This is a genomic window from Aquisalimonas sp. APHAB1-3 (genome assembly GCF_048323695.1).
In the GTDB taxonomy this organism is placed as follows: Bacteria; Pseudomonadota; Gammaproteobacteria; order Nitrococcales; family Aquisalimonadaceae; genus Aquisalimonas.
This window is the reverse complement of record NZ_JBLWFT010000001.1, coordinates 418,294-438,507: the sequence shown is the minus strand read 5'-3', so window position 1 is coordinate 438,507 and position 20,214 is coordinate 418,294. Positions and strand designations below refer to the sequence as shown.

17 protein-coding genes are annotated in these 20,214 nt (G+C 68.2%); 10 read left to right on the top strand and 7 right to left on the bottom strand.

Going from position 1 to position 20,214, the window contains the following annotated elements; genetic code table 11:
• Nucleotides 1-55: 55 nt before the first annotated feature.
• The 8 genes from dapD to ACNSTU_RS01970 all read left to right on the top strand — a co-directional run bounded on the left by dapD (nt 56) and on the right by ACNSTU_RS01970 (nt 7,733).
• Nucleotides 56-874: a 2,3,4,5-tetrahydropyridine-2,6-dicarboxylate N-succinyltransferase gene (gene dapD / locus ACNSTU_RS02005; protein WP_290631388.1), complete on the top strand. Its 819-nt coding sequence runs from the start codon at nt 56-58 to the stop codon at nt 872-874.
• A gap of 2 nt (nt 875-876) precedes the next feature.
• Nucleotides 877-1,227, top strand: a complete 351-nt coding sequence (locus tag ACNSTU_RS02000; protein WP_290631390.1) for a Spx/MgsR family RNA polymerase-binding regulatory protein — start codon at nt 877-879, stop codon at nt 1,225-1,227.
• Nucleotides 1,224-2,360, top strand: coding sequence for a succinyl-diaminopimelate desuccinylase (dapE, locus tag ACNSTU_RS01995; protein WP_290631392.1), 1,137 nt, complete (start codon nt 1,224-1,226; stop codon nt 2,358-2,360). The genes ACNSTU_RS02000 and dapE overlap by 4 nt, the downstream gene beginning before the upstream one ends.
• Nucleotides 2,361-2,365: 5 nt before the next feature.
• On the top strand, nt 2,366-3,514 hold the full coding sequence (locus ACNSTU_RS01990) for an MFS transporter (RefSeq protein WP_290636742.1): 1,149 nt from the start codon (nt 2,366-2,368) through the stop codon (nt 3,512-3,514).
• The gene (locus ACNSTU_RS01985; RefSeq protein ID WP_418212033.1) at nt 3,511-4,542 is read left to right on the top strand and encodes an LLM class flavin-dependent oxidoreductase; all 1,032 of its coding nucleotides are present in this window, start codon (nt 3,511-3,513) and stop codon (nt 4,540-4,542) included. The genes ACNSTU_RS01990 and ACNSTU_RS01985 overlap by 4 nt, the downstream gene beginning before the upstream one ends.
• A 117-nt stretch (nt 4,543-4,659) precedes the next feature.
• Nucleotides 4,660-5,880, top strand: coding sequence for a YeeE/YedE family protein (locus ACNSTU_RS01980; RefSeq protein ID WP_290637578.1), 1,221 nt, complete (start codon nt 4,660-4,662; stop codon nt 5,878-5,880).
• Between the two features lie 157 nt (nt 5,881-6,037).
• A complete protein-coding gene (locus ACNSTU_RS01975) occupies nt 6,038-6,721 on the top strand; it encodes a haloacid dehalogenase type II (protein ID WP_290637579.1) in 684 nt (227 codons plus the stop codon).
• A gap of 25 nt (nt 6,722-6,746) precedes the next feature.
• On the top strand, nt 6,747-7,733 hold the full coding sequence (locus tag ACNSTU_RS01970; protein WP_290631970.1) for an NADPH:quinone reductase: 987 nt from the start codon (nt 6,747-6,749) through the stop codon (nt 7,731-7,733).
• Here ACNSTU_RS01970 and ACNSTU_RS01965 read toward each other — a convergent pair.
• Genes ACNSTU_RS01965 through ACNSTU_RS01955 form a run of 3 tightly spaced genes read right to left on the bottom strand, consistent with a single transcriptional unit; the run spans nt 7,697 to nt 10,901 of the window.
• Nucleotides 7,697-9,928, bottom strand: a complete 2,232-nt coding sequence (locus tag ACNSTU_RS01965) for a tRNA(Met) cytidine acetyltransferase TmcA (RefSeq protein WP_290631972.1) — start codon at nt 9,926-9,928, stop codon at nt 7,697-7,699. The two genes, ACNSTU_RS01970 and ACNSTU_RS01965, sit on opposite strands and share 37 nt — an antisense overlap.
• Nucleotides 9,925-10,176: a YkgJ family cysteine cluster protein gene (locus ACNSTU_RS01960; protein ID WP_290631974.1), complete on the bottom strand. Its 252-nt coding sequence runs from the start codon at nt 10,174-10,176 to the stop codon at nt 9,925-9,927. Before ACNSTU_RS01960 ends, ACNSTU_RS01965 begins: the two co-directional genes overlap by 4 nt.
• 11 nt (nt 10,177-10,187) lie before the next feature.
• Complete coding sequence (locus tag ACNSTU_RS01955) at nt 10,188-10,901, bottom strand: hypothetical protein (protein WP_290637583.1); 714 nt, start codon at nt 10,899-10,901, stop codon at nt 10,188-10,190.
• A 9-nt stretch (nt 10,902-10,910) separates the two neighbouring features.
• Between ACNSTU_RS01955 and ACNSTU_RS01950 the strand changes: the two genes are divergently transcribed.
• A complete protein-coding gene (locus ACNSTU_RS01950; RefSeq protein WP_290632663.1) occupies nt 10,911-11,291 on the top strand; it encodes a hypothetical protein in 381 nt (126 codons plus the stop codon).
• Between the two features lie 38 nt (nt 11,292-11,329).
• Here the strand turns inward: ACNSTU_RS01950 and tsaA are convergent, their stop codons facing one another.
• The 4 genes from tsaA to ACNSTU_RS01930 all read right to left on the bottom strand — a co-directional run bounded on the left by tsaA (nt 11,330) and on the right by ACNSTU_RS01930 (nt 17,778).
• A complete protein-coding gene (gene tsaA / locus ACNSTU_RS01945; protein WP_290632665.1) occupies nt 11,330-12,010 on the bottom strand; it encodes a tRNA (N6-threonylcarbamoyladenosine(37)-N6)-methyltransferase TrmO in 681 nt (226 codons plus the stop codon).
• Nucleotides 12,011-12,038: 28 nt separating this feature from the next.
• Nucleotides 12,039-14,066: an ATP-dependent helicase gene (locus ACNSTU_RS01940; protein ID WP_290637585.1), complete on the bottom strand. Its 2,028-nt coding sequence runs from the start codon at nt 14,064-14,066 to the stop codon at nt 12,039-12,041.
• A 75-nt stretch (nt 14,067-14,141) separates the two neighbouring features.
• The gene (locus ACNSTU_RS01935; RefSeq protein ID WP_290637587.1) at nt 14,142-15,392 is read right to left on the bottom strand and encodes a ribonuclease H-like domain-containing protein; all 1,251 of its coding nucleotides are present in this window, start codon (nt 15,390-15,392) and stop codon (nt 14,142-14,144) included.
• On the bottom strand, nt 15,382-17,778 hold the full coding sequence (locus ACNSTU_RS01930) for a DEAD/DEAH box helicase (RefSeq protein ID WP_290634968.1): 2,397 nt from the start codon (nt 17,776-17,778) through the stop codon (nt 15,382-15,384). The genes ACNSTU_RS01935 and ACNSTU_RS01930 overlap by 11 nt, the downstream gene beginning before the upstream one ends.
• Before the next feature lie 257 nt (nt 17,779-18,035).
• On the opposite strand from ACNSTU_RS01930, the gene ACNSTU_RS01925 reads away from it, so the two are divergent.
• Nucleotides 18,036-20,210, top strand: a complete 2,175-nt coding sequence (locus ACNSTU_RS01925; protein WP_290634966.1) for a malate synthase G — start codon at nt 18,036-18,038, stop codon at nt 20,208-20,210.
• The last annotated feature ends 4 nt before the right edge of the window (nt 20,211-20,214 follow it).

The following is a 20,214-nucleotide window of genomic DNA, read 5'->3' as shown; positions in this document are numbered from 1 at the left end:
GCCGCCCGGGAAACACCCTGTTGACACGAACACATGAACAATGAGGCCAATCACCATGGACACCATCCGATCCGTCATTGAAGAGGCATTCGAGAAGCGCAGTGAAATCAGCCCGCGCACGGCGTCCCCCGAGGTGGTGGACGCGGTCGAGCAGGCCATCATGATGCTCGATCGCGGCGAAGCGCGGGTCGCCGAGAGACGCGACGGTGACTGGGTCGTGAACGAATGGCTGAAAAAGGCCGTGCTGTTGTCGTTCCGGCTGCACGACAACGAAGTCATGCGCACCGGCGCGGTGAACTACTTCGACAAAGTGCCGCTGAAGTTCACCGACTACAACAGCCACGATTTCCACAGCGGCGGCGTACGCGTGGTGCCGCCGGCGGTCGCCCGGCGCGGCTCGTTCATCGCCCCGGGCGCGGTGCTCATGCCCTCCTACGTGAACATCGGCGCCTACGTGGACGAGGGCACGATGGTGGACACCTGGGCCACCGTGGGCTCCTGCGCGCAGATCGGCAAGGGCGTGCACCTCTCCGGCGGTGCCGGTATCGGCGGTGTCCTGGAGCCGCTGCAGGCCAACCCGGTGATCATCGAGGACAACGCCTTCATCGGTGCCCGCTCCGAGATCGTTGAAGGGGTCATCGTCGAGGAAGGGGCCGTGATCTCAATGGGGGTCTTCATCGGTCAGAGCACCAAGATCTACAACCGCGAGACCGGTGAAGTGCTCTACGGCCGCGTGCCCAAGGGCGCCGTGGTGGTGCCGGGCAACCTGCCCTCGGCCGACGGCACCCACTCCCTCTACTGCGCCGTCATCATCAAGCAGGTGGACGCCAAGACCCGCGCCAAGGTCGGCATCAACGAACTGCTGCGTCCCTGATCATGGCCACGGTCTACGGCATCAAGAGCTGCGACACGTGCCGCAAGGCGATGAAATGGCTGGAGCTCGCCGGCGTGGAGGCCACGTTCCACGATGTCCGCCGCGACGGCGTGCCGGCGGCGCTGGACACCTGGGTCCAGCAGCTGGGGGCAGCCGAACTGGTCAACCGGCGCAGCACCACCTGGCGGCAGTTGGATGAGGATCAGCGCCAGCGCGCGGCGTCCGAACCCGCCGCGCTGCTGCGGGAGCAGCCGACGCTGATCCGACGGCCCGTTCTGGATACGGGGGATCAGGTGCTGGTGGGGTTCCGCGAGGCCGATTACCGGGCGGCACTGGGAGTGGAACAGCCATGAGCGACACCCTGGAGCTGGCGCGGGCGCTGATCAGCCGGCCATCGATCACCCCCGACGATGCCGGCTGCCAGTCGCTGATCCAGGAGCGGCTCGAGCAGGCCGGGTTCCGGGGCGAGACCCTGCGCTTCGGCGACGTCACCAACCTCTGGAGCCGCCGCGGTACGGAGCGCCCGCTGTTCGTGTTCGCCGGCCATACGGACGTGGTGCCCACCGGGCCGGAGTCGGAGTGGACCACGCCGCCGTTCGATCCCCGGGTCCTCGACGGTGTGCTGCATGGCCGCGGGGCCGCCGACATGAAGGGCAGCCTCGCGGCATTCGTGACCGCCTGCGAACGGTTCACGGCGAAGCACCCGTCTCACCGCGGCTCCATCGCCCTGTTGATTACCAGCGACGAGGAAGGCCCGGCGAAGGACGGCACCGCCCGGGTGGTAGACGCCCTGCAGGCGCGCGGCGAACACATCGACTGGTGCTTGGTGGGAGAACCCAGCAGTGACGCCACCGTGGCGGACACCGTCAAGAACGGCCGCCGCGGATCACTGAACGGTACAATGACCGTACACGGCGTGCAGGGCCATGTCGCCTACCCACACAAGGCGCGGAACCCGATCCACGCGCTTGCCCCCGCCCTGGCGGAACTGGCGGCGACACAGTGGGACGCGGGCAACGACAGTTTCCCGCCCACCACGTTCCAGGTATCCAACATCCATGCCGGCACGGGAGCGACCAACGTCATCCCCGGCAGCGTGGACGTCACCTTCAACTTCCGTTTCTCCACCGAGAGCACGCCGGAGACGCTGCAGGCCCGTGTCGGCGCGATACTGGATCAGCATGGGCTCGATTACCGGCTCGAGTGGCAGCTCTCGGCACGCCCGTTCGTCACCGAATCGGGTGACCTGGTGGCGGCCACGCTGGACGCCATCGCCAGCGTCACCGGCCAGCAGGCCGCGCTGTCCACCGGGGGTGGCACCTCGGACGGGCGCTTCATTGCGCCCACCGGTGCGCAGGTGATCGAGCTGGGACCACTCAACGCCACCATTCACCAGATCGACGAGCGGGTCACCGCGGCGGATCTGGACACCCTGTCGGCCATCTACGAGGGAACGCTGGAGCGGCTGCTGACAGGAGACCGGTAAAGGCCATGGCGCGCCTCCTCGCGGCAACCGTCCTGGTCTTCTGCGCACTCTACGCCCCCCAGCCCCTGCTGCCGTTGCTCGCCGAGCACTACGCGGTGTCCGAGACCCGCGCGGCGCTGCTGATCACCGCCACGCTGCTGCCCCTCAGTATCGCGCCGATTCTCTACGGGCTCTGGCTTGAACGACTGAGCGCGCGTCGGGTCCTCGCCGGCGCCGTCGCCCTGCTGGGAGTGAGCCAGATCATGTTCGCTCTGGCGGACAGCTTCGCCCTGCTGCTCGCCGCCCGGATCGCCCAGGGCATTCTGATCCCCGCGGCGCTGACAGCGCTGATGACGTTCATCGCGGGCCGCGTAGCCCCGGAGCGGCTCGCCGGCACCATGGCCGCGTATGTGGCCGCGACGGTTCTCGGCGGCTTTCTCGGCCGCGCCCTGGCGGGGCTGATCTCCGCCTACTGGAGCTGGGAAGCCGCGTTCTGGCTGCTCGGCGGCGGGCTGCTCGCACTCGCGCCGGTGCTCCTGCGCCTGGGCGGAGACCAGCCCCCGAACACCACCCGCATCCACTGGCGCGCCTGCCGCGAAGTTCTTGCCCGACCCGGCGTGGCAGCCACCTGCCTGATCGGGTTCAGCGTGTTTTTCGTGTTCGCCGCGCTGCTCACCTATCTGCCGTTCCGGGCGGTTCAGCTTCGGCCCGGCACCGGCGAGGACACCATTGCGCTGCTGTACGCCGGTTACCTCATGGGTATCGTGGTCGCTCTCGCCTCCGGCCGCATTACGCGCTGGAGCGGCAGTGCGCGGGCAACGATCCGGCTCGGGCTCGGAGTCTTCCTGCTCGCCACGCTGGGATTCCTGGTGCCGTCACTGCCGGCCCTGTTCGTGATCATGCTGGTCTTCTGCGCCGGCATGTTCCTGATTCACGGTACCGCCCCGGGCATCGTCAATGCCCTGGCCCCGGATCGCCGGGGCGTGGTCAACGGACTCTATATCGCGGCCTACTATGCCGGCGGCACCCTGGGCGCCTGGTTGCCTGGTATCCTGTTCGCCCAGAGCGGCTGGGCAGTCATGGTCAGCGCAGTGGCGCTGATGCTGCTGGTGGCCACCGCCGCCTCGCGCGGCCTGCCCGGCACCAATCCAACCCAACGAAAGGCGGAGTCATGAGCAGCGCTGCGACCATTCCCGTTTCCGTGCTCGATCTTGCGTCCATCGTCCAGGGCGGTTCGCCCGGGGACGCCTTTGAACGCACGGTCGCCCACGCCCAGGAAGCCGATCGCCTCGGCTTTCAGCGCTTCTGGCTGGCGGAACACCACAATCTCGACGGCATTGCCAGTGCAGCCACGGCCGTGCTCATCGGGCACGTGGCCGCGCAGACGCAACGTATCCGGGTAGGGTCCGGCGGGGTCATGCTGCCCAACCACGCACCGCTGGTGATCGCCGAACAGTTCGGCACGCTGGAGACGCTCTACCCGGGGCGCATCGACCTCGGTCTCGGACGCGCACCGGGCACCGACGGTGCCACGGCTCGCGCCCTGCGTGGGGCCAATGCCCTGCAGGAGCCGGACTTCGCCGAACAGGTGGCGGAACTGCGCGGATACCTGGCGCCGGCCCGAGACGAGCAGAAGGTTCGAGCAATACCGGGCCAGGGGCTGGACGTCCCCATCTGGCTGCTGGGCTCCAGCGGCTACAGTGCCCAGCTTGCCGGGCAGCTCGGTCTGCCGTTCGCCTTTGCCAGTCACTTCGCCCCGCGCTACCTGATGGAGGCACTGAGCCTCTACCGCGAGGTGTTCCAGCCCTCCGCCGTGCTGGACAAGCCGCACGCCATGGTGGCCATGAACGTGATCACCGCCGACACCGATGCAGAGGCAGAGCGCCTGGCGACATCGGTCAGGCAACGCTTTCTGCGCATGATCCGCAACCAGCGCGGACGTCTGGATCCGCCGGTGGACAGCATGGACGGCCTCTGGTCGCGGCAGGAGCAGGCCATGGTGGAGAATACCCTGAGCGCGTCCGCCTTCGGTGCGCCGGCCACGGTGCGCGAGACCATCGATCACTTCCTGGACACCACCGCCGCGGACGAGCTGATGATTACCAACGACGTCCACGACCCCGAGGCACGCCTGCACTCTCTCCGCCTCCTCGGCGATGTCATGGCAACTGAGTCGCGCCGGAAACAGCGGTTGATCATGTAGCGGACGGTTCTATGCATAGAGTCAGCAGGCCTTTCACTCGGCCCAGAAAGTCCGTGTACTCTTCGCTCACTCAAGATCCGAACCCTTTGATTAACCCCTGAACTCTGGAGGTCTTCTATGGCGTCGACGCCAACCGTGGCGGTGGGCCAGCCAGGCGGTATGAGCCCGGCCGGCTGGATTGCGCTGGCTCTGCTGGCACTCGGGCTTCTCTACACCGGTCAGGTCATCAGTCTGACCCAGGCAGCGCTGTTCGCCGTTGGCGGCGCATTCGGCGTGGTGCTTTATCACGCGGCCTTCGGTTTTACGTCGGCCTGGCGGGTCTTCATTACCGAACGCCGCGGAGCCGGTCTGCGCGCACAGATGATCATGCTCGCACTGGCGGTGGCGTTGTTCTTCCCGGCCCTGGGTGCCGGCACGGCTTTCGGCACCGATGTCAGCGGTTTCGTGTTCCCCATCGGCGTCGCGGTCGTTGTCGGGTCATTCATGTTCGGGGTGGGCATGCAGCTCGGCGGCGGTTGTGCCTCTGGCACGCTGTTCACCGCCGGCGGCGGCAATATGCGCATGGTGGTCACGCTGATCGGGTTTATCCTCGGCTCTGTCATCGCCACCCACCACGTGGATTGGTGGTGGGATCAGCCGGCTTTCGAGGCCGTCTCCCTGGTGGACAGTCTCGGCGTGGGCGGCGGCCTGGCGCTGAGCCTTGCCCTGTTTGCAAGCATCTACTTCGGCACCCGGGTCCTGGAGCAGCGGCGGCACGGCAGCCTGGAGCAGCCCGCCACCTCGGGCAACGCGGGCTGGGGTCGGTTTCTGCGCGGCCCCTGGCCTCTCATCTGGGGCGCGGTGGCACTGGCGGTGCTCAACTTCATCACCCTGCTGCTGGCGGGACGGCCCTGGGGCATCACCGCCGCATTCGCGCTCTGGGGCGCCAAGGGCTTCGAGATGGTCGGCATCGACGTCTCCCAGTGGGCCTACTGGCAGATACCCGGAAACGCCGAGGCGCTGCAGGCCAGTGTATTCGCGGACGTGACCTCCGTGATGAACTTCGGCATCGTGATCGGCGCGTTGCTCGCCGCGGCCCTTGCCGGCCGGTTCGCGCCCAGTCTGAAGATTCCCTTCCGCCCACTCATGGCCGCAATCATCGGCGGCATTCTGCTTGGCTACGGGGCGCGACTGGCATTTGGCTGCAACATCGGCGCCTACTTCAGTGGCATCGCATCGGGCAGCCTGCACGGCTGGGTGTGGCTGATCTTCGGCTTCCTGGGGAACATGGCCGGCGTGCGGTTGCGGCCCTGGTTTTTCGGTGAACAACAGCACTCCACGCAACCAGCATCCTGTTGATCATACTGCGGCGGGAACCAGGCAATCGTCTGCCTGGTCCCCGCCGTCCCCCCCTCCTCCTGCCGTTATCGCCTCTGCGTTCTGCCACGCCAGATCACCATGCTGTTACCATCCAGTGCAGGCCGCGTCCCGGCCGACAAAAACCAGGGGGAGAAGCATGAGCCGCATCATTGCCTTCGACGTGAACGAAACCTTGCTGGATCTGGGCAGCCTCGACCCCGTCTTCGAGCGGATCTTCGGCACTGCCCGGGCGCGGGAGACGTGGTTCAGCCAGGTCCTTCAGAGCGCCATGACCACCACCATACTGGGCCGTTACCACGACTTCTCGGCAATAGCGGCAGGCGCCATGAGCCAGACCGCCGAGCGCTACGGTGTGTCCCTGTCACAGAAGGACCGTGACGCCATTGCCGGCGGCATGCGCTCGCTGCCCCCGTACGCCGACGTGGCGCCGGCGCTCCAGCGCATGCGCGACGCCGGGCTGCGCATGGTCGCCCTGACGAACTCCACCCCCCAGGCTGCCCGGGCGCAGATCGACTACGCTGGGCTGAGCGACTTCTTCGAGGAGATCATGAGCGTCGACATGGCGCAGACGCTCAAACCCGCCCCCGAAGTCTATAACACGGCAGCACGCAGCATGCTTGCCACGGCGCAGGATATGCGGCTCGTGGCCGCCCACGCCTGGGACATTGCCGGTGCCATGAACGCCGGCTGGGCCGGTGCATTCCTGGCCCGCCCCGGGCAGGTATGGGATCCGCTGTTCGACCAGCCGGATATCATCGGCGCGACCATGGACGAGGTCGCAACCGCCATCATCGCCACGGACCTGGAACCTGACACATAACGACAACAGCCAGGAGAGCCGTTCCATGCGAGCTGCCCACTACGAACGTGTCGGCCCCGCCGCCGATGTCCTGACCGTCTCCGACATCCCGACGCCCGAACCCGGACCCGGCGAAGTCCGTGTCCGCCTGCACACCAGCGGGGTCAACCCGTCCGACGTGAAGACCCGGGCCGGGGCGCGCAGCCGGGACCTGCCATTCCCGCGCATCATCCCGCACAGCGACGGGGCCGGCGTTGTCGACGCCGTAGGCAGCGATGTCACCGCGCACACGGCAGGCCAACGCGTGTGGGTTTGGAATGCGGCGTGGGGCCGGCCCGACGGGACTGCGGCGGACTATGTGGTGCTGCCGGAGCGTCAGGTGGTCACGCTCCCCGAGAACGTGGACATGGCTGCCGGAGCCTGCCTCGGCATCCCGGCGCTTACGGCATTTCACGCGGTCAACTGCCATGGCGGCGTGCGGGGTCAGTCCGTGCTGATCGCCGGCGGCGCCGGCGCCGTATCCTGGTATGCCATCCAGATGGCACGGCAGGCAGGTGCCGCCAGAATCATGACCACGGTGAGTTCCGCGGAGAAGGCAGCGGTCGCCCGCGAAGCGGGCGCCGACGAGGTGATCAACTACCGCGAGGAGGACGTGGCGCAGCGGGTCATGGCCCTGACCGGGGACCAGGGCGCCGACCGGATCGTCGAGCTGGAGTTTGCCGCCAACGCGGCGGTGGACGTGGCCGCGCTGCGCCCGAACGGCCTGATCGTTGCCTACGGTGCCAGCGCGGGCGAGGTCACCCTGCCCTTCTTCCCGTCAATCCTGAAGAACGTGCTGCTGCAGTTCTTCATCGTCTACAACCTCCCCGAGGCCGACCACCGGGCCGCCATTGACGGCGTCATGGAACTGCTGCAGCGGGATGCCCTGCGCCACCGGGTGGCCGAGCGCCGGCCATTGGAGCAGATCGCCGAAGCCCACGCCCTTGTGGAGCAGGGTCAGGTGGTGGGCAATGTGGTGCTGGAACTCGGGTAGTGCTCCTGCACCAGGCGCCGGGCCGCTTCCGGCGCCTGGTGCGCGATGATCGTCCGCAGGCCGGCGCGAAGCGCAGCGACAACGGCCGGACGCCCGGACAAGCCGGTTACGGCCGCAGCCTCCGCCCACGGGCGCTGTTGAATCAGGCGTACCATCAGTACGTGGCACTCCTGCGCAGGCAGCCATTCGTTCACGGAGCGGCCGGTCAGTGCCGCCAGGGCAATCGGGCGCAGCGCGCCGATGGCGACCTCGTAGGCCCGGTGCCCATGGGCGAACCCCACGGCGTCCAGCCAGTCCCGCTCATCGGGTTGCGGGACGGCCAGGCCGGCCAGGAGCGCCAGCGCCAGCTCCGGTTCCACCTGCTGCAGCGGATCGGCAAGCTGCGCCGGGAGGTCGCGCGCGAACAGACTGCGCCCCTCCGCGATCAGGTCGCCACCGTGGCCGGTCAGGGCTTTCACCACCAGCGCCGAGTGCGTGCCGCTCGCGGCATCCCGGCGCACGCCGAGCCGGAGTGGCTCGCAGCCCGCACGCCACCAGAACGCCAGTAGTCCAGTGGTGGCGCCGAAGCTGGCGCCCAGCACGTCGTGCCCGGCGCCGCGGGCGGCCTCGGTAATGTGCTCCATCAGCCGCAGCCCGAGCCCTTGCCGCTGCAGCCGTGGATGAACCGCAACCCGCATCACCCGCGCCGCGCGGCATGCCGCCCCCTGACGCACGCCGACATGGGCGGCCAGCCCCTGCGGCAGCAAATGCCCGCGGGGGCGGCGATCACCGGCCCAGATGGCACGTGCAACAGCCGGCTCGAACCCACCCTCGTCGGCGACCATGGCCACACCGGCCAGGTCGGGGCCACGCCACAGGAGATGGACCTGCAGATTCGGGCCGTCCAGCAGATTACGCAAATCCAGAGGCCGGGTCCGGTAGTGCGCGTGAACCAACAGCCCGAAGACGTCCCGCAGCAGCGGCTCATCGGTGGCCAGAGCGTCCCGATCCAGCGTCCGGACGACGACCGGATCAGACGCGGTCGCCGCGTCATCGATACCGGGCAGCTCCGCATCCAGCAGCAGCATGCGGAACAGCAGCGTCTCCACCGGGCAGCCCTGGCGCCAACGCACCGGGGCCGCCAGAGGCACGTGGCGCCAGCGCGGTGTCTCCGCGTCGAGTACGGGCTGAAACCGCAGCACGAAGCCGCGGCCACTCCCTTCGTATCCGTGCACCGTGGTCGCAAAAACGATGCGGCTGTGCTCGCGCAGCAGCTGACCGAGGCGGTGCGGGGGCAGTGCCGCGGCCTCGTCCACCAGGACCAGGCCAGGCGACTCCCGGCTGCGCGCCAGCTCGTCCGGCATCATGAAGCGGAGCACCCCGCCGTTCGGAGCGTGGACCTCGGCGCGCTCCGGGGCCGTCTGCAGCACCCGTGCGGCGTGGTGCAGCACTGCATCCACCGCGCCACGCTGCGGCGCCGTGACGACCACCGTGCCGCCGCGCTCTTGCAGAAAGCGCCCTGCGGCAATCCCCAGCGCCGCGGATTTGCCGCGCCCCCGGTCAGCGGTGAGCACCGTCGGCCGACGCCGGTGGCCGGTGGCGGTACGCAGGACTGTCTCCACGGCGCGCTCCTGATCCGCACTGACGCAGTCCACGTCATCAATCTCCCCGGGATGCCCCGGCGCGCCCTCCAGCGCCTGCCACTCCGCCACCGGTCCGCCTTCGCGGACACGCACCACCGTGGGGTCTTCCGCGAGCATGCGTGCGAGGCGCTCCGTGAAGCGCCGGCCCACGGCGGAGGTGTCGTAACCGTCCACGGCCAGGCGCGCCAGTTGCGGATCGTCAAAGCCCCGCCAGCAGTCCAGCGGCGGCGTCAGCAGGATCACGAGCCCGCCGGCACGCACCGTGCCGACGCCGGCACCAAGTCCGTCCGGGTCCAGGCCGTCGAAGGCGTCGATCACCAGGGCGTGCATCTCCGTCCCCAGATGGCGGCCGAGCCCGTCAGGCGCAGCCGCCACGGTCCCGGCTGGTGGCGCCCGGCCGGCCCAGAGGACGGTGGCGTTATCGGTGAAGGCCCCCGACAGCAGATCCCGTGCCGCGTCCCGGCACCAGGCGGGGGTGCCGCTGAGCACAACCATGCGGCGCCAGCCGGCTCTCTCGGCATCGGCCTGAAGCGCCCGCCCCAGGGGGTTCAGATCGGCTGTGTGTGTTGTCACACCGTTGCTTCTTCCAGTTCACGAAGGCGGGCAAACGCATCATCCCGGCTCTCGCCGCACAGCGGCGGAGTTGCGCTGAACTGCTCGCACACGGCCGGCCGCTCCGGCTGACCGAACAATCCACACAGGGCGTCAGCGGTGAGATGGATGCACGGCACCCCTGCCGGCTTGCCATCCGGCATGCCGGGGATGGGGGAAGAAATGGACGGCGCAACGCAACACGCCCCGCAACCCGGTCGACATTCCATGCAACGCCTCCCTATGGCGTCGGATCATCATCGAGGAATCCACCGCACCCCTGTAACGGGCGGCCTTCCACCGTGATGCGCACCTGCTCCAGGGTGCCGACCCCGTCACCGTGATCGCAGGGCAGGTCCAGCCGCTCCAGCGCGACGCCGGTCTCCGGCTCGCCGCTTTCGAGGTGTACGCGATCATCGCTCCATTCAGCATCATCGACGCGCAGCACACCGTCCCGGCTGCGGTGACGGAAACTCAGGGCGTCACCGTGCAGTTCCAGCTCCCAGGACTGATCTCCGGCCTCGGCGCGGTAGTCGATGCCCCGCAACCGGGCCTCCTCCCAGACCACGGCAGCCGGCGTCTCGCCGCAGCGCACTCGGCGGCCCTCAGGCCCGGCCCAGTACGCCTGCGCACCGTCACGCTCCCAGACCGGCCCGGCGTCGGCCGCGTAGCTGTCCTCAGCGTTTTCCACGGCCCACATGTCCCAGGTTTCCCCTGCACGATGCACGACCAGTCGCTCCCCTTCCCGACCCCGCGTGACAACGCGCTCACCGTCGGCGCAGTCGAAGACGTTCACCAGCACCCCCGGCGCACCCGGCGCCGGCTCGGGGGCTTCGCGTTCACCCGTGCCACGGGGGTCGGCATCATCGCGGGCGCACCCGGACACCAGCAACACCACAACGGTGATCGCGACGCCCCACGAGGCCGCGCGGCCCGGTCCACAAGATTTGTTCATGCAAGCCCCATGATGGAAAATGAACAGACGTTAAACGAGAAGGGGATGGCCATGAAAACACCACGCGTTCTGCTGTTGATCGTCCTGATGACCGGATCCAGCCTGGCGCTGGCCGAATTTCCCGACGTCGACGATCCGGACGCCAGTCCCGAGGAGGAACTGGAGGAACGGACCTTCGAGATCGTCGTTCGCGGCCTCCCTTCCGGCTTCGGGCCTGCGTGGAAACGTATTCAGCCCCTGGCGGACATCGACGGGCTGTCTCTTCAATCCGTCGACGCAGACGGTAACCGTATCGTCGTGCGCAGCGGTGAACAACCCTCTCGAACCGCGATTGCGGACGCCCTGGAAAACTCCGGCATCAGCGTGGTCTACGTCACCGAACGCAGCTGAGACCGGCGGCCCGCACCATCACTCGGTGCGGGCCGGTTTCACTGTTCGATGGCCACGACCTGCACCCGCCGATCCTCCCCGACCCGGAACCGCACGTTGTACCCGCCGATGCTGACGCCGTACTCACGGGTCTGGCCGTGCCCGCGATAGGCCGGCCTGGGGTCGCTGGCAAGGGACTGTTCCACCAGTTGCCGCCAGCCGGCGTCGTTGGCGGGTGGCGTGTCCAGCAGATGGGCGACGAACGCCACCTCCAGTCGCCCTCCCCCGGTGGCGAACGCTTCAGGGGCCACCGCCTCGGGGACGCAGTCGGAGTATGGCAGATACGGTTTGACGTCCAGCACGGGCGTGCCATTGACCAGGTCGTGGTTACGCAGCTTCAGACCCCGCCAGTCCGGGCCGGTAATCACTGCTTCCAGCTCCACCACCGACAGGCCAACCGGGTTGGGACGAAAGGGTGAACGGGTCGCCAGCACGCCGGTGCGGGTGTTGCCGCCAAGCCGCGGCGGCCGCACGGTCGGCGACCAGCGGTCGTGCTGGTTGGCGTGGAAACGGTAGATGATCCAGACGTGGGAAAACGCCTCCAGCCCGCGCAGCATGTCCGCCGCGTCGAACGGGGGCAGAAGCTCCAGCGCCGCCGTGGCGGCGGGCACGAGGCCGGGCTGGCGTGGTGTGCCGAAGCGCTCGTCGAAACAGCTGTGAACGATGCCGATGGGTTCCATGACCGCTGCTCCGTCCGCGATCGCGGCGTCAGTTGATGGCCTTGCGCATCTCCGCCAGCCAGTCCCGCGCCGGCGCGGATGACGGCTCTTTCGGCCGCCCCTTGCGCCGGTCCGTGCGAACCACGGCATCCTCGCTGCCCAGCTCCAGCAGGAAGCGGGAGACGGCCCGGTCCTCCGCGCCATTGCCGGTCCCCATGTCCAGACGGTCGGCGTGGTGAAGGGTCACGGCATCCTGGGCGCGGGTCAGTGCCACATAGGCAAGGCGCCGCTCTTCCGCCAGGTTCTCCACCTCTCCGTCACGCTCCATGGGCATGAGCCCCTCGGAGAAAGCGAACAGGTGGACCTCGGGCCACTCCAGCCCCTTGGCCCCGTGGACGGTGCAGAGCGTCACCTTGCCGTCTTCATTGTCGGCCTCGTCAGTGCCAGCCGCCACCACCTCCAGCGCGGCGGCCCATTGGGCCTCCAGGGCTGTGCCGGCATCCAGGGATCCGAGGCGCTTGTCCATGGCCCGCTGAATCACCCGCATGCGCCCCAGCGCGGGCCGCAGCGCCTGCTCCAGGTCCTCGGCTCCACCGGCGCGGCCCGACTTCAATGACCGCTGCGCCCGTTGCCGCAGCCAGTGGCGGAACAGGCCGTCCTTCTGGGTCCAGTCCAGCAACCCACCCGGGCCGCCGCGATAGAGCTGATCCAGACCGGTCGCCAACCGCTCCACCGCCTGAGCCGCCTTGGGCGCGAGCCGGGCCGCCCGGGCCAGGGGATCCCCCTCCCCCTCGGTCAGCCTGGCCACACCGCGGGCACCGAGACCGGGGATCAGATCGGCCACCCGGGACAGGGCCCGGATATCACGCCGATTCGCTGCCAGGCGGCCGGCCGCCAGCATCATGCGGACGTCCGCATAGCTGAGCAGATCGGTACCAGCCTTGATGCGGTAGGGGATGTTCCGCCGCAGCAGCGCCGCTTCCAGCGTCCGTGCCAGGCGGTTCTTGCGATACAGCACGGCGATGTCGTCGGGCTTGCGCCCGCCCATGATGGCAACCGAAAGCCGGTCTGCCACACCGTCGGCCATGGCATCACCATCGTCGTATTCCACGAGTCGCAGCGGGTGGTCGCCCGCACCGCGCACCGCGTAGGGGTTCTTCTCCAGGCGCATGGCGTTGTTGCGCACCAGGGTCGCACCACCGGTGACGATGGCTGGCGTGGAGCGGTAGTTGCGCTCCAGGCGGTAGACCGTGGCCTGATAGTCGTCGATGAAATCACGCATGTTCTCCGGCCGTGCATGACGCCACTCGTAGATGGCCTGATCGTCATCGCCGACCAGGATCACGGTCCGGCTCTCCGGCGCCAGCAACTGCAGGAGGCGGAACTGGCCACCGTCGGTGTCCTGGGCTTCGTCCACGGTGACGTCCCGGAGCCGGCCTCGCAGCTGATCCCGGATCTCCGGCTCCTGGCGCAGCAACCGCGCCGGCAGGAGAATCAGGTCCGAGAAGTCGAGAACCCCGGCCCGCCGTTTCTCGGCCTCGTACCGCCGCAACACCTCGCGGAAGCGCCGGCCATCGGACTTTCCCAGATCGTGTGCATCGCACAGCGCCATCAGCTCCGTGACGTGCGCATCCTCCACCACGTCCAGCCCGAGGGCCGTTGCCTCGTCCTGCACGCGCATGAGCTGCTGCCGGCGGGTCTTGTCCGGAAAGGGGCTGGCCAGCAGGGCATCCAGCATCCTTCCGGCATCATCGGCGTCCATGAGGGTGGCGTTGCGCGGCACCCCGATCGCCTTGCCGTGCTGGCGCAGCAACTGATTGCCGAAACTGTGGAAGGTGCCGATCCAGGGCAGCGTCACGCCGTCCGGCAGCAACGCCCGCAGGCGCTCGCGCATCTCCGCCGCGGCCTTGTTGGTGAACGTGAGCAATACCATGCCATCGCCGTCGATGCCCGCCGTGGTCAGCCGCCGTCGGGCGCGCTCGGTGGTGCAGCGGGTCTTGCCGGAGCCCGCACCGGCGAGCACCGCGGCAGGGCCATCGTCGTGCGCAACGACCCGGGCCTGATCGTCATCAAGCATGGTGTCCGACCCTCTGATTACCTGGCTGGAAGCCGGAATTCTACGGACCGGGCCCCCTGGGTGCCAGGCCGGCCGTCACAGATCCAGCGGCAGTGTTCTCCCGGCACCGCACCGCCTCAGAAGGCGTGCGCGGCGCCGTTCGCGCGCCTCGCACGCCGGCAGCCGATCCGCCAGGGCGAGCGCCGTGTGCATGTCCCGTCGCACGTGCTCATGAAACTTGGCCAGTTGCTCCAGGGCGCGTGGACACCCCTGGTTTGCCAGCGTCTCCCAGATGGCCGCCGCCCCCTCACCCCAGCCGGCGCGACGGCGCAGCCGCGCCAGCTCGTGCAGGCCATCGACATCCAGTTCACCGGCCCGCTCCAGCAGCACACGGGCGCGTCGCTCCCTGCCCTGCTGCAGCCAGTATCGGGCGGCGCCCAGCGGGCAGGCACCCCAGCGCTCAGGAGCGCGAACGGCGCCGGCGAGCGCCGGCATCAACGCAAGCAGCGAGAGGATGTCGAGCCGGTTGTGCCCGAGGACCGCACCAAGGCGCTCCCCGCGTCCGCGATGGATCCAGTCGAACCACACTGCCGGCACCTCCGCTCCGGGCAGGTCATCCCGCCGCTGCAGGCCCAGCAGCCCCGCTTCCGCAGAAGCCAGGCGGCAGTCGCTCCAGCGGTTGCGGTACAGACGCCTGACCGGGTGCAGCAAGTCCAGGTGCGCTTCCGGGAGAGCGCTGTCCGGCTGACGCTGCAGGCGGTAGCGATCCCGCAACAGGGGCAGATCGAAGCTGCCACCGTTGTAGGTCACGACGCCACTGCACGCCCGCAGGTCGGCGGCGAGAGCCGCGAGCATCGCCGCTTCCCCGCCGAAACCGGTGAGCACGTACTGCCGGCTGCGCCAGGCGCCCTCAGCCCAGCCGAGCACACCGATATTGAACGCAACGGTGCCGGTACCACCGGCGAGACCACTGGTCTCGGTGTCAATGAACGCAAGCTCCCGGAGCGGGAACCGGGGCCAGCCCGAGAACCCGACGACCGCGTCCGGTGATGGCAGGGCTGAAGCCCCGTGCCTTGCCCCCGGCGGCAGGTGGGTGTCGACACGCAGAACGCCCGGTGCAACGGCTGCGGCACCCAGCGCCGCCGCCAGCCGCTCCGGATCACCATCACCCCGGGGGCGGTGATCAACGCCCCGGGTGGCAGCACGGAGCCGATCGAGGCGGGCCCGCACGGAGGGCTGACCCGGTACGCCCGTCGCGAGCGGGTCGGAGGCCGGCGCGGCGACGGCCTCCCGGTCCGCCACACCGGTCTCCGCCTGCAATGTGCGCAACCGTTGCTTAAGGTCCATCGCCGGTCAGAAGCCCCAGAACCTGCAGTGCCGCCTGCTTCGGCGAGAAACCGCGGGTCTCGTCGGAGGCGAGGATGGGCCCGACGCAGCCCGGACAGCCGGACTGACAGCCACAGGCGGCGACCAGCTCCCGGGCATCGGTAACCACCGCCCGCCGCTGATCATAGAGCGGCGCCGACAGTCCGACACCACCCGGATAGTTGTCGTAGAGAAACACGGCGGGACGGAAACGCTGCTCCGCCTCGGGGTTCATCTCGCCGTTATCGAAACTGCGGATCTGGCCACGCCCGGACGGCCCGACCGTCGCGAACCAGCGCGCATTGCCGTCTCCCACGGCGCGCCCAAGATCGTTGGGCTCGGACATCACGCGCAGTGCGGCGACGTGATGCATGGCGTGTGCTGCGCCGAGAAAACCATCCAGCGCTTCCTGCCGGCTTGGGAAAACGTGGGCGAGCTCGTCCGGATGCACTTCCCACCAGACAGCCGTGGTGTGCATCTCCTGGTCCGGCAGGTTGATGTTGCCGTAGCCGATGTTTTCGTGGGTGTAGTAGCGGATCTTCTTGAACCCGGGGATGCGCCGCACCAGGTGCACCTCGCCGTTGGCGCTCTCGGAGCGCCGGCCGCGGGCGGACTCGAAACTCTCCAGGATCTTCAGGCGCGTGTAGTCGATGGCGTCGGTGTAGTAGTCGGCGCGGGTCTGACGCACCCACGCCTTGCGGCCGTCCCAGTCGAGCCGCTCCACCTGGTAGGGGGCGGCCTGGACCAGGTAGATGGCGCCTTCGTAGAGGGTCTCGGCGGCGCTGGAGTAGTCCACCTCGGCGACGATCTGCTGGCCGCCGTCGGTGATGTCGATGACCACGAAGTTGCCTTCGGCCACGGAGCGCAGGCTGACGCTGTTGGCGGGATAGCTGTCTTCGGTCCAGTGCCAGGTGTCCTGCTCACGGTGGAGCACGCCCTGTTCTTCCAGGTAGGCGAGCAACTGCTCCAAGTCCTCACCGCCGAAGCGCTCACCCTGGCGGAACGGCAGCTCGAAGGCGGCACAGCGCACGTGGTCGAGCAGGATTAGGAGCTGGTCCGGATCGATTCGGGCGTGCTCGGGGGACGCCCCCAGAAAGAACTCCGGGTTGCGCACGATGTACTGGTCCAGGGGCTGGCTGGAGGCCACCAGCACGCCCAGCGCCGGACGTTCGCGCCGCCCCGCGCGGCCTAGACGCTGCCAGGTGGCAGCGATGGTGCCCGGGTAGCCATCCAGCACGCAGACATCCAGCGAGCCGATATCCACACCCAGCTCCAGGGCCGAGGTGGCGACCACGCAGTCCACATTGCCGGCGCGCAGCGCCTTTTCCGTGTCGCGCCGTTCACCGGGCAGGTAACCACCGCGATAGGCCGCCACGCGCGTGGGCTTGCGCGGGTCGCTGTCGAACACATCCTTCAGGTACTTCGTGATCACCTCGACCATCAACCGGCTGCGCGCGAAGACGATGGACTTCAGGCCGGCGCGCACGGCCATGCGCGTGATGCGCGTGCTCTGGGAGCGGCTGGAGGCGCGGATGCCGAGATCATGGTTGATCACCGGCGGATTCCACAGCAGGAGCTGTTTCTCACCCGCCGGCGCGCCGCTGTCGGTGATGGCGTGAACGGCGTCGCCTACCAGGCCCTGCGCCAGCTCCGCCGGGTTGCCGATGGTCGCTGACGAGAGAATGAATACCGGATCGGCCCCGTAGAAGCGGCACACGCGGTGCAGGCGGCGCATGACGTTGGCCATGTGCGAGCCGAACACGCCGCGGTAGGTATGTGTTTCGTCGATAACCACGTAGCGCAGGCTCTCGAAGAACTGCGCCCACTTGGTGTGGTGCGGCAGCACGCCCTTGTGCAGCATGTCCGGATTGGTGACCACGATGTCGCCGCGGGTGCGCACCGCTTTGCGCGCGTCACCCGGGGTATCGCCGTCGAAGGTGTAGGCGCGGATGCCGAGATCGCCGGCCTGGTTGAGCTCCGTGAGCTCGGCCACCTGGTCCTGCGACAGCGCCTTGGTGGGGAACAGGTACAGCGCCTTACCGCCGTCGGTGAGGGCGCTTTGCAGCACCGGCAGGTTGTAGCACAGCGTCTTGCCGGAGGCGGTGGGCGTGACCACCACCGTGTGCCGCCCGGTGCGGATGCTTTCCCAGGCGTGGCGCTGATGACTGTAGAGCTGCGTGATGCCGCGCGCGGCAAGCGCTTCCCGCAGGCGCCCATCCAGCCCCTCGGGCATCTCCGCGAAGTGGGCCGGGCGCTCCGGCACCACGAGCTGCCCGGTGATACGGCCACCGTACTTCCCCTGCAGGCGCCCGGTCAGCCGCCTGACCGGATCGTCGGCCGTTTCAACGGCACGGGCGGGAGTGGCCATAGCATGTTCCTCGCGTCTCGTTTCGGTTTCGGCCCCGAACACCACTGTATAAAAAGACAGCCCCTTTGCCAACGACCAGACGCCCCGTCCTCGCTGTCGGGCGGTTGTTGAATCAGGGGCACAGATCGGTGGCTAGACATGAATCATGCCGGCCGATGCGTTATCCTATGCGCCTTTCCGTCAGCGGATTCAGACACCGTGGCCGCGCAGAGCACCGCGCGGCCGCACGCACTATCACGGGTACGAGGAGTCAGAACATGACCGAACGAGTGCAGGAGGGAGGTCTTCAGGTTGCAAAGGAACTGCATGAACTGGTGGCCAACGAGCTGACCAGCGGCACGGGCGTGACGCCTGCCACGGTATGGACCACCCTGGAATCACTGGTCAACGAACTCGGCCCTCGCAACCGTGAGCTGCTCGAGAAGCGTGACCGCATCCAGGAGCAGCTCGACGGCTGGTACAAGGAGCGCAAGGGGCAGGCGCACGATCACGCCGCCTACAAGCAGTTCCTCAAGGACATCGGCTACCTGCTCCCGGAAGGGGATGAGTTCAAGGTCACCACCGAGAACGTGGACCCGGAGATCGCAGAGGTCGCCGGCCCTCAGCTGGTGGTGCCCATCAGCAATGCCCGCTTCGCCCTGAACGCCGGCAACGCCCGCTGGGGCAGCCTCTATGATGCCTTCTACGGCACCGACATCATCCCGGAGGATGGCGGCAAGGAGAAAGGCACCAGCTACAACCCGAAACGGGGCGCCGAGGTGGTCCGTCACGCCGCCGCCGTGGTGGACAACGCCGCGCCGCTGGCCCAGGGCAGCCACGCCGATGCCACCGCCTACGCCGTGAAGGACGGCAAGCTGGTGGTCGCCACGGCCTCTGGCGAAACCGCTCTGCAGGACCCCGCCCAGTTCGTGGGCTACCAGGGTGATGCCGCCGCGCCGAGCGCGGTGCTGCTGCTCTGCAACGGCCTGCACCTGGAGATCCAGATCGACGCCAATGACCCCATCGGCAAGGACCACGCCGCCGGCGTCAAGGACGTGGTGATCGAGTCCGCCATGACCGCCATCATGGACTGTGAAGACTCCGTGGCAGCCGTGGACGGTGAGGACAAGACCCTGGTCTACCGCAACTGGCTCGGCCTCATGCGTGGCGACCTGGAAGAGACCATGGAGAAAGGCGGCAAGCAGTTCACCCGCAAGCTCCATGACGACCGCGAATACACCACGCCGGACGGCGGCGCCCTGAAGCTGCACGGCCGCGCACTGATGCTGGTTCGCAATGTCGGCCACCTGATGACCAACCCGGCCGTGCTGGACGCCAACGGCAAAGAGGTGCCGGAAGGCATGCTCGATGCGGTGATGACCTCGCTCGGCTTTCTCCACGACCTCAAGGGCCTGGGCAAGCACACCAACTCCCGCGCCGGCAGCATGTACATCGTCAAGCCGAAGATGCACGGCCCCGAGGAAGTGGCCTTTGCCTGCGAGATCCTGAACCGGGTGGAAGACGCCTACGGTCTAAAGCGCAGCACCCTGAAGATCGGCGTCATGGACGAAGAGCGCCGGACCACGGTTAATCTCAAGGAGTGCCTGCGCCAGGCCAGCGACCGGATCATCTTCATCAACACCGGCTTCCTGGATCGCACCGGTGACGAGATCCACACCTCCATGGAGATGGGCCCGTTCAAGCGCAAGGACGACATCAAGGGTGAGCCCTGGATCAAGGCCTACGAAGACTGGAACGTGGATGTCGGGCTGGAGTGCGGCCTCAAGGGTCACGCGCAGATCGGCAAGGGCATGTGGCCGAAACCCGACCGCATGCAGGAGATGATGGAGGCCAAGATCGGTCATCCGAAGGCCGGCGCAAACACCGCCTGGGTCCCCTCGCCCACGGCCGCCACGCTGCACGCCACCCACTACCATCAGGTGGACGTGCACGCGGTGCAGGCTGAGCTGAAGAGCCGCGGCCGGGCAAGCCTGGACGATCTGCTGACCGTCCCGGTGGAGACCAGCCCCGCCTGGTCCGCCGAGGAAATCCAGCAGGAGCTGGACAACAACGCCCAGGGCATCCTGGGCTATGTGGTGCGCTGGATCGACCACGGCGTCGGTTGCTCCAAGGTCCCGGACATCAACGATGTCGGCCTGATGGAGGACCGGGCGACGCTGCGCATCTCCAGCCAGCACATCGCCAACTGGCTCCATCACGGCATCGCCTCGGAAGGCCAGGTCATGGAGACCATGAAGCGCATGGCCGAAGTGGTGGACCGGCAGAACGCCGGCGACCCGAGCTACCGCAACATGGCACCCAACTTCGAAGACAGCGTCGCCTTCCAGGCCGCCTGCGACCTGGTGTTCAAGGGCCGCGAACAGCCCAGTGGCTACACCGAGCCGGTCCTGCACCGGCGTCGGCAGGAAGCCAAGGCCAAGTACGGGCAATAAGCCC